This window comes from Compostibacillus humi, assembly GCF_014637175.1.
Taxonomy (GTDB): Bacteria; Bacillota; Bacilli; order Bacillales; family Amphibacillaceae; genus Oceanobacillus; species Oceanobacillus humi.
Genome location: NZ_BMEV01000010.1, coordinates 26,224 through 39,552, shown reverse-complemented (window position 1 = coordinate 39,552; position 13,329 = coordinate 26,224). Strand labels below are relative to the sequence as shown.

Genomic DNA, 13,329 nt, shown 5'->3' with positions numbered 1-13,329 from the left:
TGTCTGCATTTACATATCATGATGGGGGTTATGATTTTGCCGGGAGTGATTTTGATTTTTTACTTTTTTTGAACCGCTTAAAGGTTCCCCGTAAGGCTGCTCAGGACTTTTCGGCAAATTCGCTTTTTGCTGCTGTTTTGGTCCCTTTGGTCTGCTCGCCAATAACATACCTCCCTTCTTTCCTTTCATTAGTCTTTTGCATCCCCCATTAATTATTCATCTTGCTATAGTTTCCTTTTTAAATTGTTTGTGTCAACAGATAAAGAAGCTTATCTTCTTTTCTATTCAGGAAGACAAGCTTCTTTTTGAAATTATTCCTCCATAGTCGAAAGGTCTCCTGTCGGCAAGCCCAATTCCCACGCTTTTAATACACGACGCATAATTTTGCCGCTCCGTGTCTTTGGTAAAGAATCTCTAATTTCCACTTCGCGCGGTGCTGCATGGGCCGCCAAGCCTTTTCTGACAAATATTTTTAGTTCTTCTGCAAGCTCTTCGGATTTTTCAAGACCTTCCCTTAATGAAACGAAAGCCTTAATAATTTCACCTCGAACCGGATCCGGCTTTCCAATAACAGCAGCTTCTGCCACAGCCGGATGTTCTACTAATTTACTTTCTACTTCGAACGGACCGACCCTCTCCCCCGAGGTCATAATCACGTCATCATCCCGTCCCTGGAACCAAACGTATCCTTCTTCATCCATCGTAGCTAAATCTCCAGATATATACCAGCCCGGGAATTGGAAGTACTCGTTATATTTCTTCTCATTCTTCCAAATTTTTCTCATCATCGACGGCCAGCCGGCTTTAATGCATAAGGATCCCATTTGTCCCCGCGGGACTTCATTCCCTTCATTGTCTAAAATTGCCACTTCGATGCCTGGAAATGCTCTTCCCATGGAACCCGGCTTAATAGGCATGGAAGGATAATTGGCAATGAGCATTCCACCAGTCTCTGTCATCCACCAATGGTCATGGATGCTTAACCCGTAAACTCTTCTTCCCCAATGGACGACTTCCGCATTTAACGGTTCACCAACACTTAAAATGTGACGCAAAGAGCTTAAGTCATACTCCTTTATTTTTTCATCTCCCGCTGCCATAAGCCGGCGGAATGCTGTCGGAGCACTGAGCCATACAGTAACCCGATGTTTTTCAATCGTAGCATACCAATCGTCCGGACTAAATCTGCCGCCGCGAATTAAGTTGGACGCTCCATTGAGCCAAGGACCAAAAACTCCATAGGAAGTTCCCGTCACCCAGCCCGGATCTGCCGTACACCAGAAAATATCATCCTCTTTTAAGTCCAAAACCCATTTCGCCGTTTGATAATGCTGAATCATTGCATTATGAACGTGTAAAACTCCCTTAGGCTTTCCCGTTGAACCGGACGTGTAGTGGAGGATGAGGCCGTCCTCCCGGTCAACCCATTCAATCTCTGCTTCACGGGAAGCTTCGTTCATCTCTTTCTGGTAGATATAAAACTTCGTATCCCCGTCATCATTCGGAATTTCTCCGTCTCCGACGAGAATAATATGCTTTAATGCTGGCAATTCTTTATAAGGTACCCTTGGCAGCAGCTCTGGTGTCGTTACTAAAGCTGAAGCATCACTATTTTCCAGCCGATCACGGACTGCCTGTTCCATAAACGCTTCAAATAGCGGGCCCGCAATGGCTCCGACTTTAATCGTCCCAAGAAGGCTAACATAAATTTCCGGCGACCGAGGCATAAACAGGAAAACCCGTTCTCCCTTTTGTACCCCGATTTTCCGCAAGACGTTGGCAAATTGATTAGATAAATCTTTTAAATCTTGGAACGTATATTTTTCATTTCGCTTTGCATCACTATAATATAGTGCTACTTTATTTTTTCTCCATGTTTCCGTATGGCGGTCAATCGCTTCATACGCCATATTTACTTTACCTGTTTCATGCCAGGAAAAATTCTTTTCTACCTCTTTCCAATCAAAATTCCGATAGACTTCTTCATAAGGCGGCATATTCGGTTTATCCGTCTGCGGAGCGATGATTTGACTCATTTTCCCATCTCCCTTGCTATTAGTCTCCTATGTTCAGATTTTGAACGTTAACCCGGCTCCCAGCAAAAGCACTTTTCCATGTTTATAGTCGATGGAATTTCGTCACCCCCTCTGTTCATAATGGGGATAGAAGAGAGGCAAAAAACCTCTCTTTGTGTACGAACTGCTGTATTTACTCGGCATCTAATCCGGTATTCGCCCTCACCGACATTTCCGCAAATTTCTGTGCATTCTCTTCCTTCTTGCTGAAGATAGTAAACAAGTACGCGGACAGGAACCCTACCGGAATACTAATGATTCCCGGATTGGCCAATGGAAAGATGGCATTTTCCCCCATAACGCTCGGCCCAATCATTACTAGGGTCACCGCCGTAATCGTACCAATGAGCATACTTGCCACCGCACCATTTGTATTAAATCTCCGCCAATAAATGGAGAAGATGATAACCGGCAAGTTGGCGCTTGCTCCTACAGCAAATGCAAGAACAACGAGATATGCAACGTTTAATCCTTTCGCAAGGATGCCGACGATAATCGACACAATTCCGATTACTAAGGCTGCATTGCGGGCAACTTTAAATTGTTTCTTGCTGTCCACCTCTCCGCGCTTTATGACATTTGTATAAATATCATGGGCAAATGCTCCTGCACCCGTGATGACGAGACCGGCTACTACCGCAATAATCGTTGCAAAAGCTACTGCGGCAATGGCAGCCATAAACAGTTCGCCGCCAAATGTACCTTCACCGCCGCCTAAATACTGCCCCAATAACGGCGCAGCCATGTTTCCACCCGGATCAACGGCAGCGATATTTTCACGGCCGACAAATACACTGGCTGCATAACCGATTAACGTAATCATGATATAGAAAAACCCAATCAGCATCATCGCCCAAATAACTGACTTCCTCGCCGCCTGGGCATCCGGAACCGTGTAAAAACGGACGAGAACGTGTGGCAAACCGGCTGTTCCCAAAATTAAAGCAAGGCCCAATGATAACAGATCAATCGGATTCGTATAGAGCCGGCCTGGTTCTAAGAAGCCGACGCCATTTTCATCAATGACCGCACCAAACAGGGAAGATAAATTAAAATTAAAGAGCACGGCAATAAAGAGAATCATAATAATCATCGCAGACATTAATAACACCGCTTTTATGATTTGTACCCAGCTTGTCGCCAGCATTCCCCCGAATGTAACGTAGATGATCATCAATATGCCGATAAATATAATCGCCGCTTCATACGGTATACCGACAAGAAGCTGAATGATTGCCCCTGCCCCAACGAGCTGGGCGACCATGTAAAAAAGGGTAACCGCCAATGTTACAACCGCAGCCGCACTTCGGACCGGTCTTGCCTTCAGGCGGTAAGATAAAACGTCAGCAAGGGTGAATTTTCCTGAATTTCGAAATGGTTCAGCAACGATGTAAAGGACGATGACATATCCCATCAGCCAGCCGACGGCATACATAAATCCGTCATACCCATGAAGCGCAACAAGTCCTGCAATACCAAGGAAGGAGGCTGCACTTAAATAATCTCCAGCGAGAGCAAAACCGTTTTGCATGCCCGTTAACGATCTTCCTGCTGCATAAAAATCCGATGTATCCTTATTCCTTTTTGCCGCGATGTAGGTGACATACATCGTTAAAGCAACAATGACGACGAACAAAATAACGCCGAATATTTGAGGACTCATATTATGCCCCCTTCTTGCCTACACTGTATTTTTCTTTAATTTCTGCTGCCTTTTTATCAAATTTCCGTGCCTGATATACGTAAAGAAAAGCCAGTCCCCATGCTACAATATAGAAGGAAATGCCGTACAAGTAACCAAAGGTAATATTTCCAAATACGAAGCTGGTCATTAACGGTTTTGCATAACCGGCCATTAAAGGCAAAATCAAATAATAGATAATAAAAATCAACGTTATTGGCCAAATAAACTTCTGTTTCGACCGTTTCAGCTGCTGAAACTCTTTTGAACTCTCAATTTCTTCAAACCGACTCATAAAAAATTCCCTCCTTATTATTACTTGAAAACGCTTACTTCAAAGTATAGTAAAATAAGGAGGGTTGTATTTATTTTTCGCATCAATTGCAAAAAATCCCGCTCGAACGGTCGGGATTTAAAAATGAATGGCTATCTTTCGAAAATTTTGAATAAAACTCGCTTTGCTGAACGGCTGACCGGGATGACTGTTTTCTTTTTATCCTTCAGTTTTATGTTGCTCGTACCATTAAACCACGGCGTTATTTCCTGAATCTGTTCGATATTTACGAGATAACTGCGATGGGGGCGAAAAAACGGATAACCTTTCAGCTTTTTCTCCAGCTCCTGCAATGTCATCCGGCTGTAAATTACTTTTTGTTCCGTATGAATTTCCAGCATCCGATTATTTGGAACAGCATAATAAATGGATTCCGGGGACAATACGATCATTTTTTCCCCGTCATCAATAAGGAGTTTTTCTGTCCGGGAGTTTTGTTTTAGCCGCATTTCCTTTGACTCTTTTTCCTGCTGGGCCAGCTTTTTCCTTAGCCTTTTCATCGTCTCTTGAAATCGCCTTTCGTCATATGGTTTCAATAAGTAATCGACCGCTTCTATTTCAAATGCTTCTACCGCGTATTCATCATAGGCAGTCGTAAAAATGAATAAAGGCGGATTTCCTTCATCTTTCAAAATTTCCTTCGCTGCTTCAATCCCTGATTTACCTGGCATTTGCACATCAAGAAAAATGACATCTGGCCTGTTCTCTTTATATAGTGTGATTAACTCATCCCCTGTCGTTGCTTCCGGACATAAAGTAACATCCTCCTCCCTTTCTAATAAGTAAATCAGCTCTTCCCGAACCAACTGTTCATCTTCCGCAATTAAAACACGCATCATTAAGACACCTCAACTTCCTTTTGAATCACCATTGGAATGGAAAATGATACTTCACTGCCCCCAGCCGGCAAATTTTTTATATGAAGCCGCGACTTTTCGCCTAATAAGCGGATTAGCCTCTGGTTCACGTTATACAGGCCTGTCGATTTTTCACCTTTTGTCAATTCCTTTTCCCCTGCATTGGTTAAAATATGTTCAGGAAAGCCAGAGCCATTGTCTGTAACCGTCACTCGAATGGAATCTTCCATCTTTTCGATTCTTACTTCAATTTTTCCGTTATGAATTACATTTTTCAATCCGTGCTGGACACTGTTTTCTACTAGCGGCTGGATAGTTGATGGCGGTACATAAACTTGGGAAATCCCCCGCGCCTGATGGAAAGTGATTTGCAGTCTGCCGGCAAAACGGGCTTGTATTATTTCAATATATGCTCTTACATGTTCGCATTCTCTTTCCAATTCAATGAGAGAATTCGATACGAGCCCAAGATTAAATCGCATATAATTTGCTAATTGAACGGTGATATGTCTCGCTCTTTCCGGTTCCTTGCGAAAAAGAGCAGCGATGATATGCAATGTGTTGAAAAGAAAGTGGGGATTAATTTGCGCTTGAAGATTTCTTAATTCGGCATCACGCATATAGGCTTTTAATCTTTCCGCTTCTATCGCTTGCAGCTGGTTTGAAATCAGCTTTCCTAACCCTTCTGCCAGCACGAGATCGGCAGGACGGATGTGCTGGGCTTTACGATAATAAAATTTGATTAAACCTTTCGCGTGATCCGATGCTCCAATAGGAATAATGATTGCTGCTTCCAACGGGCAATTCGGATGCTGACATTGAATCTCCTCCCGTGTATAGGCAACCTTTGTTTTTTTATTTTCCAATGCTTCTTGAGAAATAGTGGTGACAATCTCCTCTCCCGGCAAGTGATGGTCCGCTCCCAGCCCTTTATGGGCCAATATCGTTTCCCCATCTGTGACAGAAACAGCAGCAATTTCCAGACGTTCATACAGCAAATTGGAAATGCCGATGGCCATCTCTTTCCGATACCCTTTTTCTAAAAACGGGAGTGCTTCTTCGGCAATCGTCAGTGCCCGTCTCGTAGACATGGCAGCTTCGTTTTCCTGTTCTTTCAATACAATGCCTATCATTGCCGTAAAAATAGCAATGGCAATACTATTCGATAACACAAGGGGCAGTCCGATCTGATCGACAACGGCTACCATATGATCTGCATGCGGATGAAAAACTAGCATGAGCTGCATCTGCAAAATAGGCGGAAAAACGCCGATAAACAATGCTTTCATAGGGGAAATGACCCTTTCCTGGGAGAAAAACCTGGCAGTAAGCCCTGCTAGAAGGCCTGTTAAAGGATTGACGAAAACATTTGCCAGCCAGCCGATGCCGCCGAGGAAAAATAAATGAATACCCGCAATCATCCCTGCACCTAGTCCTACAAGAGGACCTCCGAGCAAGCCGGCAATAACGACAGCTACTAAGCTGGAGCTTACTGCAACCTGATCATTTTCCACCGACCATAAAAGGTTCGGAATAACGACCGTATCCCCATCAATAATAATTCCCATCATCGTGCTGGCGATTCCAAACAGGCCGAAGACGAAAGCATGTACGAAAATCATCTTCCGATTAAACTCCCGATACAGCAACGAACGGAACCCCGGGGTTCTCGTAAGAACAAAGGCGAAGATCAATACAAGCCCTAACCGTTCAAACAGAACGACGGTTAAATCTTTCATTTCTCATCTCTCCCCGCGTCTGCACCAGTATGTGCCTTTTGATAAAATCGCCAGAAAACATCGTGCGGCTCAGGCTTTGCAAAAAATGATCCGATGATTGCACTTAAAAAACCTGCCGGAATAGCAAATATCCCTGGATTATATAAACTATGAAATGCTTCTCTTTTAATCCAGCCAACATTCGGGTCCATTACATGGGGGCCGAGGAGCAATAACATGAGAGACGTTATTAATCCGCAAATCATTCCTGCAATTGCACCGGTTTCATTAAATCGTTTCCAATAAAGAGTAAATAAAAGCACCGGAAAATTACTGGAAGCGGCAACGGTAAACGTTAAGGAAACGAGAAACGTAACGTTGACATTTTCCAATCCGAGGGCAAAAAGAACAGCAATAATGCCAATAGCAAGGGCTGTCCATTGGGCAGCTTTTAATTGTTCTTGCTCCGTCGAGTTTCCCTTCTTTATAATGTGATGATAAATATCGTGGGAGAAAGCAGTCGTAGCTGAGATGACGAGACCGGCAACGACAGCAACAATCGTTGTAAAAGCAATGGCTGATATAAAGGCTAATAGGAAATCCCCTCCCAATTCCTGGGCTAACAGAGGAGCTGCCAAGTTTCCTGTTGAGTCCACATCAAACAGCCGCTGATAGCCGATGAATGCGACAGCCCCGAAGCCGATAATCAATGTCATGAAATAAAAGCTGCCGATTATCCATGTTGCGGTTAAAATGGAACGCCGCACTTCCGTTGTATCTCGGACGGTATACATACGAATAAGAATATGGGGCAGTCCTGCCGTACCTAAAATTAAAGCAAGGGATAGTGAAATGATCTCTATCGGACTGTCAAACAATTGGCCGGCCAGAAAATATTTTTCTCCCCATACCGTTCCTTCTTCCACCCGCTGAATAAGATCGGAGATATTCCATTGAATCCGGGAAAAGACGATGAGCGACAGTAAAAAAACTCCTCCTAAAAGCACAATCGTCTTAATAATCTGCACCCAAGAAGTAGCCAGCATTCCCCCAAATGCAACGTAAATCGTCATAAGACTGCCGATTACCAAAACAGATGCAGTGTAATTAATATCTAAGAGCAAACGAATTAACAGACCCGCAGCAACTAATTGGGGAATTAAATATAGTATGGAAATAATAAAGGAACTGACCGCCATCATCCAGCGCATTTTCGTGCTGGGAAACCGGGCACATATGACATCCCCTAAAGAAAACTTTCCTAAATGATGGATTGGCTCAGCAACAAGAAGCAAAACAATTAAATAGGAAACGAGAAAGCCGATAGAATATAAGAATCCATCGTATCCGTATAAAGCAATCGCCCCAATGATACCTAAAAAAGACGCAGCGCTAATATAATCTCCGGCGATGGCCAGTCCATTTTGTGTGCCGGTTAAACTGCCAGCAGCAGTATAAAATTGACTTGTCGTATTGCTTTTTTTCGCAGCCCAATATGTAATAATCAACGTGCACACAACAATACAAATAAAGAAAAGGAAATAGGTAATGTTCACCGCTTTTCCTCCTGTTTCATCCGTTCAAGCAGCTCATCCCAATATTTTGCCTTCCGTGTGTACACCCAGCCGATAAACCATGTCATAAAAAACTGAAGAAAGGCATATCCCCAAGCAAAAAATATATGGAAATCTTTGTTATTTTTCATTAACTGCGGAAAAAAAATTAACGACAGCGGCAAAGAAAAGTAAAAGAGAAAGATGCAAATAACGGAGACGAGGACAAACCTCTGTTTCTTTTTAATATATTGATGAAATAACTTTTCCATAACATGAACCTCATCATAAACGAATTCTTGATTACGAACATTTTATATATTCTGTAAATTAAGATTATATTAAATTATAACGTACAGCAGCTATAAAGTAAAGAATACAATGAAAGCGCAAAAAATGAATGGAAAATATAAGCCGGCAGAATAGAATTCCTCCTATCCTGCCGGCTTAAATATTTTTATTGATTAAATGCTTCCGTTAAAACAGGAACGATTTGTTTTTTCCGGGAAACGACGCCTTTCAGCAATGCCCGATTGTTGTCCAGCATCACCTTAAATGCTTCTTCCACCTTCTTCTGTCCATTGCCGATAGCAAGCACTTCCGAGTTATTGTTAAGAATATCGGTTACGACTAATAAAAATAGCTCCAAGTCTTTTTCTGAAATAAGCTGGGAGATTTCCTTTTCTATTTCTTCCTGGTTTTCATAGACTTTGCTTACATCTACAGTATTGACTTGAGCGACTTCCACTTTGTGACCGCCCATAGAAAATACTTTTGCATCTAAAGTAAGCAAATCTTTCGCCGATTTATCGCTTAAATCTGCCCCGGCTTTCAGCATGTCGAGACCATATTTCTCTGCGTCCACCCCGGCAATAGCTGCCAGCTCTTTAGCAGCCTGCACATCTTCCTCGGTGCAGGTCGGCGATTTGAATAACAAGGAATCGGAAATGATGGCCGAAAGCATAAGTCCTGCCATTTCTTTGCTCACTTCCACATTATTTTCCTTGTACAGTTTTAAAAGAATCGTTGCGGTACAGCCGACCGGTTCGGCCCGGAAATAAAGCGGGTCTTTTGTTTCAAAATTGGAAATACGATGATGATCAATTACTTCAGCAATACGGACGTCACGAATGTTATCCACACTTTGCTGGAACTCGTTATGGTCTACTAAAATAACCGACTCTACGTCATCCTCTACTTTTTCAATAAACCGTGGAGCTTCTACTCCAAAAGTATCGAGGGCATACTGGGTTTCCTTGTTCACCTCTCCTAATCTTACCGGTTCGGCCGAAAACCCTAATTTGTTTTTCAGATTCGCATATACAATAGCAGAACAAATCGTGTCCGTATCCGGGTTTTTATGTCCAAAAACCAAAGTCTTTGCCATAGTCGATTCTCCTTTTATGTATAGATTTCCATCTTATAGATTATCATACTTTTTTCATGGATGAGTAGTATTTTCTCTTATTCGAGTCATAGATGCTTTAAATTGATATTATAGCCGGAAAACAAATGATTTATGCCATTCTGCAAGCCCTTCCTCCGCTTAACGGTGAATAGCAATTTTATTTACTTTTCTTCGTCCCATCTTTTATAGTATAAATAGAAATCAATTGGAGGGATGAATCTTGATAGAGGTATTTGAATACACACGAAATGCAGTAATTTCTTATGTCAACACATTGGATGAAGGGGCAGCGGATAAAAAAGCTCCCTATTTTAACAATACGATTCGCTGGCATATCGGCCATATTCTCGTTGCGGCAGAAAGTTTATTATTTGGTTTTCCAAAACATTCAACCAATATTCCCGAACATTACGAAAAACTGTTCGGAACAGGGACAAAACCTTCCGATTGGAAAAATGAACCTCCTTCATTAAAGGAACTTGTTGACCAATTAGAAGCGCAAAAAAACCGAATTATGGCATTGGACGACAGCTTCTTTGAGAAAAATCTGCCATTCACCTTGCCTTTTGGCAACTTTAAAACCTTTGGTGAACTTTTCCAAATGATCATCCAGCATGAAAGCGAACATTTGGGAAAAGCGAAAGCGATGCACCAAGTGATTACAAAATCATGAAGCGCATTACCATTGTTGGAGCAGGTATTTTAGGAGCATCCGCCGCCTATTATCTTGCAAAAAACGGAGCAGAAGTAGTCATTGTTGATCGCAATGACAATATACAGGCAACCGATGCGGCTGCAGGCATGATTTGTCCGTGGATATCCCAACGGCGAAATAAAGCCTGGTACGAGCTGGCAAAAGAAGGTGCCCGCCTTTACCCTGAACTCGTTCAAGAGCTGGAGGAAATGGGTGAAACAGAGACTGGCTTCTCCCAAGTCGGTGCCTTAAGTTTGCACCAGGATGAAGATAAAATGAGGAAGATGGAGGAACGTGCGCGAAAACGCCGGGCAGATGCACCGGAAATAGGTAAAATAGAACTTCTCGACGAACAAGAAACGAAAGAACAGTTTCCTCTTCTGGCGGACGGGTTCCGTTCGGTTTATATTAGCGGTGCTGCCAGGGTAGACGGAAAACGCATGCGTCACGCTTTAATTCGTGCTGCGGAAAAATACGGTGCAGCTTTCATAAAAGGCAATGCAGAGCTTATCCATTCCGGCGGTAAGTTATCCGGCTGCAAAGTGAATGAAATAGTCTTGGAAGCAGATATCGTCATTGCAGCCAATGGAGCGTGGATGAAAGAACTTCTCCTCCCTTTAAACATTCATTTTGTGGTGGCTCCGCAAAAAGGGCAAATTTTGCACGTCCAGCTGCCGAATATGGAAACATCCAAGTGGCCAGTCGTGCTTACGCCAACAAGCCAGCTCATTTTAAGTTTTGCCGACCGGCTTGTCATTGGCAGCACCCATGAAGATACGGAAGAATTTGATTCCCGGCCGACAATCGGAGCAATGTATGAAATTTTGAATAAAATACTCCCGATAGCCCCGGGATTAATTAATAGCAGCCTTTTGCAAGCAAAAGTCGGTTTTCGCCCGGTAACACCGAACTTCCTCCCAGTCATTGGAAATATTCCTGGACTGGATAACCTGCTGATTGCCAATGGTCTCGGTTCCTCCGGATTAACAATGGGACCTTTTGTCGGAAAACAATTGGCAAATTTGGCCCTGGGTAAAGAAATAGAAATAGATTTGGCGGAATATAATGTCGATGGCGCGCTAAAATAAAAAACCAAGTGAGTCGCTCACTTGGTTTTTCTTTCATTAAAATTTTATACTAAAGCCATTAAATTGATGAATTCCTGTTCCAAACCTGGCAAGATTATTTTCTCGCAAAAGGTAGAATGGTCGAGCTGTTGAACCGTAAACCATCTATCTTTACTCATCGACTTCCCCCTGCACTTTATTTACTATGCCGTGAGTTTCTTCTTGTTTTTTTCTTCCAGCTGCTCGATGTAATTTTTTAATCCAACATAGGTAAACTGAAAAATTGGACTTTGGATAAAAGTAAAGATAAACGTCATAACAAAAACCGGACCGCCAAGAAGGAGACCAATAATTAAAACTATAGTTTCTGTAATGATTCTTACCTTGCCAATGGACATTCCTGTTTTGTCAGAAATGGACAACATAAACCCATCCCTCGGTCCAGAGCCTATGCCTCCTGCATTGTAAACACCTCCGCCAATTCCCATAACGATGATACCAATGATCATCACTAATATATCTGTCCACGTATGGGTTGCTTTTGGCAGAAAATCAAGATACATGTATAAATCAACAAAAGCGCCGACTAAAACAGCGTTCAGAAAAGTACCTACCTTAATATAGCTTTTATCTAAAATCCAAGAAACAATAATCAGCAAAACAGAAAAAATAATTGCCCAGGATCCTATCGTTAAGCCGAATTTTTCATAAAAAGCAACATTGAGCACGTCCCAAGGGTGAAGCCCGAGATGCTGCACATTAATTGTAATCGTTATTCCCAAACTGAAAATGACCAGACCGATGAAGTATACCGACCAGCGAAGACCTGACATTCCCATTACCTGCCTTTATGTTCAAATTTATCGAAGGATAATCTAAATCATATCAAAATTCTTAAAAAAGATACACAAAATTGCTTATTTTTGGATTAGGACGAAAACGGTTTCACAACGAAACGAAACTGAAAAATGTAGAATTATGTTGAATGACGTTCGGATATAAGGTATGATTAGTATAAATTCGATGAAAATTTCATATAAAAATGAGCTAAGGGCAAACTATCTGAAAAGATAGGACGCAAAGCTAAGGGTCTAAGGTTTCATACAGAAACTATGATAGCCTGGCTGCCAATTTTGACATTCTTTAATGTACAGTGAGATGAATGTTCGGCTGTCCTTAAGATAAAGGATGGCCTTTTTTTGAGTAAATGTCAGAGAGGTTATTTTAATGAAATATACATCAAAGGAATTTTCAAATATCCACCATGTTTTTCAGCCAATTTATCATTTGAAAAACAACGAAATATATGGTTATGAACTTTTATTGCGTTCGGCATCGCATCCGAATCCAGAAAAGTTTTTTTCTCTGGCGAAAAAAAATAACCAGCTGTATGAAGTGGATATGATATCGATTGAAGAAGCTTTTCAGACAATCGAAAAACATAAGCAAATACTTGAAGACAAGTATCTTTTCATCAACATTTTTCCGTCTACACTGTTGCATAAAGACTTTTTGCTTAAGTTCGGATCCCTGCAAGCAAAAAATAAAATCGATGCAAATCACATTGTGTTTGAAGTGAATGAAGCAGAAAAAGTTGAAAACTTAGAGGACTTGAATCACATATTAAATGAATTAAAATCTTATGGCTTTCAAATAGCGCTGGATGATTTGGGAAAAGGGGAATTTACTTTCCGTTCCATTGTTGAATTGGAACCAACAATTGCAAAAATAGACCGTTTTTTTTCTCAAGGATTAAAGGAATCCTCCAAAAAACAAAAACTGCTAAAATTGCTGCTGGAGTTTTTTGAATCCGATTCCCGCGTTATTTTAGAAGGGTTAGAGCATGAAGAGGATTTGGAGTCTGCCAAAAGTTTAGGAATTACCTTCGGCCAAGGTTTTCTACTCGGCAAGCCCGAACCATTGCTATAAAAAAGCAGAGCGC

13 protein-coding genes and 1 riboswitch are annotated in these 13,329 nt (G+C 41.9%); of the genes, 3 read left to right on the top strand and 10 right to left on the bottom strand.

The genetic code is table 11. The features are described 5' to 3' along the window. Positions 1–9: 9 nt before the first annotated feature. The 9 genes from IEV18_RS03995 to IEV18_RS03955 form a co-directional block, all read right to left on the bottom strand. Positions 10–168, bottom strand: a complete 159-nt coding sequence (locus IEV18_RS03995; protein WP_373281883.1) for a small acid-soluble spore protein P — start codon at positions 166–168, stop codon at positions 10–12. Between the two features lie 143 nt (positions 169–311). Next, entirely contained in the window at positions 312–2,036 is a 1,725-nt protein-coding gene (gene acsA / locus IEV18_RS03990) for an acetate--CoA ligase (protein WP_188391088.1), read from the bottom strand. A 172-nt stretch (positions 2,037–2,208) separates the two neighbouring features. Beyond that, positions 2,209–3,738 carry a solute symporter family protein gene (locus tag IEV18_RS03985; RefSeq protein WP_188391087.1) on the bottom strand — a complete coding sequence of 510 codons (1,530 nt, stop codon included), beginning with the start codon at positions 3,736–3,738 and terminating at the stop codon, positions 2,209–2,211. Between the two features lies 1 nt (position 3,739). Continuing rightward, positions 3,740–4,051, bottom strand: coding sequence for a DUF485 domain-containing protein (locus IEV18_RS03980; protein WP_188391086.1), 312 nt, complete (start codon positions 4,049–4,051; stop codon positions 3,740–3,742). Positions 4,052–4,182: 131 nt separating this feature from the next. Further along, positions 4,183–4,926: a LytR/AlgR family response regulator transcription factor gene (locus IEV18_RS03975; protein ID WP_229733545.1), complete on the bottom strand. Its 744-nt coding sequence runs from the start codon at positions 4,924–4,926 to the stop codon at positions 4,183–4,185. A 2-nt stretch (positions 4,927–4,928) separates the two neighbouring features. Beyond that, a complete protein-coding gene (locus IEV18_RS03970; RefSeq protein WP_188391084.1) occupies positions 4,929–6,686 on the bottom strand; it encodes a LytS/YhcK type 5TM receptor domain-containing protein in 1,758 nt (585 codons plus the stop codon). Then, a complete protein-coding gene (locus tag IEV18_RS03965) occupies positions 6,683–8,221 on the bottom strand; it encodes a solute symporter family protein (protein WP_188391083.1) in 1,539 nt (512 codons plus the stop codon). The genes IEV18_RS03970 and IEV18_RS03965 overlap by 4 nt, the downstream gene beginning before the upstream one ends. After that, positions 8,218–8,490, bottom strand: a complete 273-nt coding sequence (locus IEV18_RS03960) for a DUF485 domain-containing protein (RefSeq protein WP_188391082.1) — start codon at positions 8,488–8,490, stop codon at positions 8,218–8,220. The genes IEV18_RS03965 and IEV18_RS03960 overlap by 4 nt, the downstream gene beginning before the upstream one ends. A 185-nt stretch (positions 8,491–8,675) precedes the next feature. Next, complete coding sequence (locus tag IEV18_RS03955; RefSeq protein WP_188391081.1) at positions 8,676–9,605, bottom strand: manganese-dependent inorganic pyrophosphatase; 930 nt, start codon at positions 9,603–9,605, stop codon at positions 8,676–8,678. Between the two features lie 241 nt (positions 9,606–9,846). Here IEV18_RS03955 and IEV18_RS03950 point away from each other — a divergent pair, with 241 nt between their 5' ends. Further along, complete coding sequence (locus IEV18_RS03950) at positions 9,847–10,299, top strand: DinB family protein (RefSeq protein ID WP_188391080.1); 453 nt, start codon at positions 9,847–9,849, stop codon at positions 10,297–10,299. Beyond that, a complete protein-coding gene (locus tag IEV18_RS03945) occupies positions 10,296–11,408 on the top strand; it encodes an NAD(P)/FAD-dependent oxidoreductase (RefSeq protein ID WP_188391079.1) in 1,113 nt (370 codons plus the stop codon). The genes IEV18_RS03950 and IEV18_RS03945 overlap by 4 nt, the downstream gene beginning before the upstream one ends. A 182-nt stretch (positions 11,409–11,590) precedes the next feature. On the opposite strand, the gene IEV18_RS03940 is transcribed toward IEV18_RS03945, so the two are convergent. Next, the gene (locus IEV18_RS03940; protein WP_188391078.1) at positions 11,591–12,226 is read right to left on the bottom strand and encodes a YczE/YyaS/YitT family protein; all 636 of its coding nucleotides are present in this window, start codon (positions 12,224–12,226) and stop codon (positions 11,591–11,593) included. A 203-nt stretch (positions 12,227–12,429) separates the two neighbouring features. Further along, positions 12,430–12,519: riboswitch (cyclic di-GMP riboswitch) on the top strand. Positions 12,520–12,614: 95 nt separating this feature from the next. Between IEV18_RS03940 and IEV18_RS03935 the strand changes: the two genes are divergently transcribed. Next, positions 12,615–13,316: an EAL domain-containing protein gene (locus IEV18_RS03935; RefSeq protein ID WP_188391077.1), complete on the top strand. Its 702-nt coding sequence runs from the start codon at positions 12,615–12,617 to the stop codon at positions 13,314–13,316. The last annotated feature ends 13 nt before the right edge of the window (positions 13,317–13,329 follow it).

Excerpts from the sequence above, each read along its gene's own strand:
- IEV18_RS03985 (WP_188391087.1), bottom strand. The coding sequence starts at position 3,738 with ATGAGTCCTCAAATATTCGGCGTTATTTTGTTCGTCGTCATTGTTGCT.
- acsA (WP_188391088.1), bottom strand. The coding sequence starts at position 2,036 with ATGAGTCAAATCATCGCTCCGCAGACGGATAAACCGAATATGCCGCCT.
- IEV18_RS03970 (WP_188391084.1), bottom strand. The coding sequence starts at position 6,686 with ATGAAAGATTTAACCGTCGTTCTGTTTGAACGGTTAGGGCTTGTATTG.
- IEV18_RS03980 (WP_188391086.1), bottom strand. The coding sequence starts at position 4,051 with ATGAGTCGGTTTGAAGAAATTGAGAGTTCAAAAGAGTTTCAGCAGCTG.
- IEV18_RS03955 (WP_188391081.1), bottom strand. The coding sequence starts at position 9,605 with ATGGCAAAGACTTTGGTTTTTGGACATAAAAACCCGGATACGGACACG.
- IEV18_RS03995 (WP_373281883.1), bottom strand. The coding sequence starts at position 168 with ATGTTATTGGCGAGCAGACCAAAGGGACCAAAACAGCAGCAAAAAGCG.
- IEV18_RS03975 (WP_229733545.1), bottom strand. The coding sequence starts at position 4,926 with ATGCGTGTTTTAATTGCGGAAGATGAACAGTTGGTTCGGGAAGAGCTG.
- IEV18_RS03960 (WP_188391082.1), bottom strand. The coding sequence starts at position 8,490 with ATGGAAAAGTTATTTCATCAATATATTAAAAAGAAACAGAGGTTTGTC.
- IEV18_RS03940 (WP_188391078.1), bottom strand. The coding sequence starts at position 12,226 with ATGGGAATGTCAGGTCTTCGCTGGTCGGTATACTTCATCGGTCTGGTC.
- IEV18_RS03945 (WP_188391079.1), top strand. The coding sequence starts at position 10,296 with ATGAAGCGCATTACCATTGTTGGAGCAGGTATTTTAGGAGCATCCGCC.
- IEV18_RS03935 (WP_188391077.1), top strand. The coding sequence starts at position 12,615 with ATGAAATATACATCAAAGGAATTTTCAAATATCCACCATGTTTTTCAG.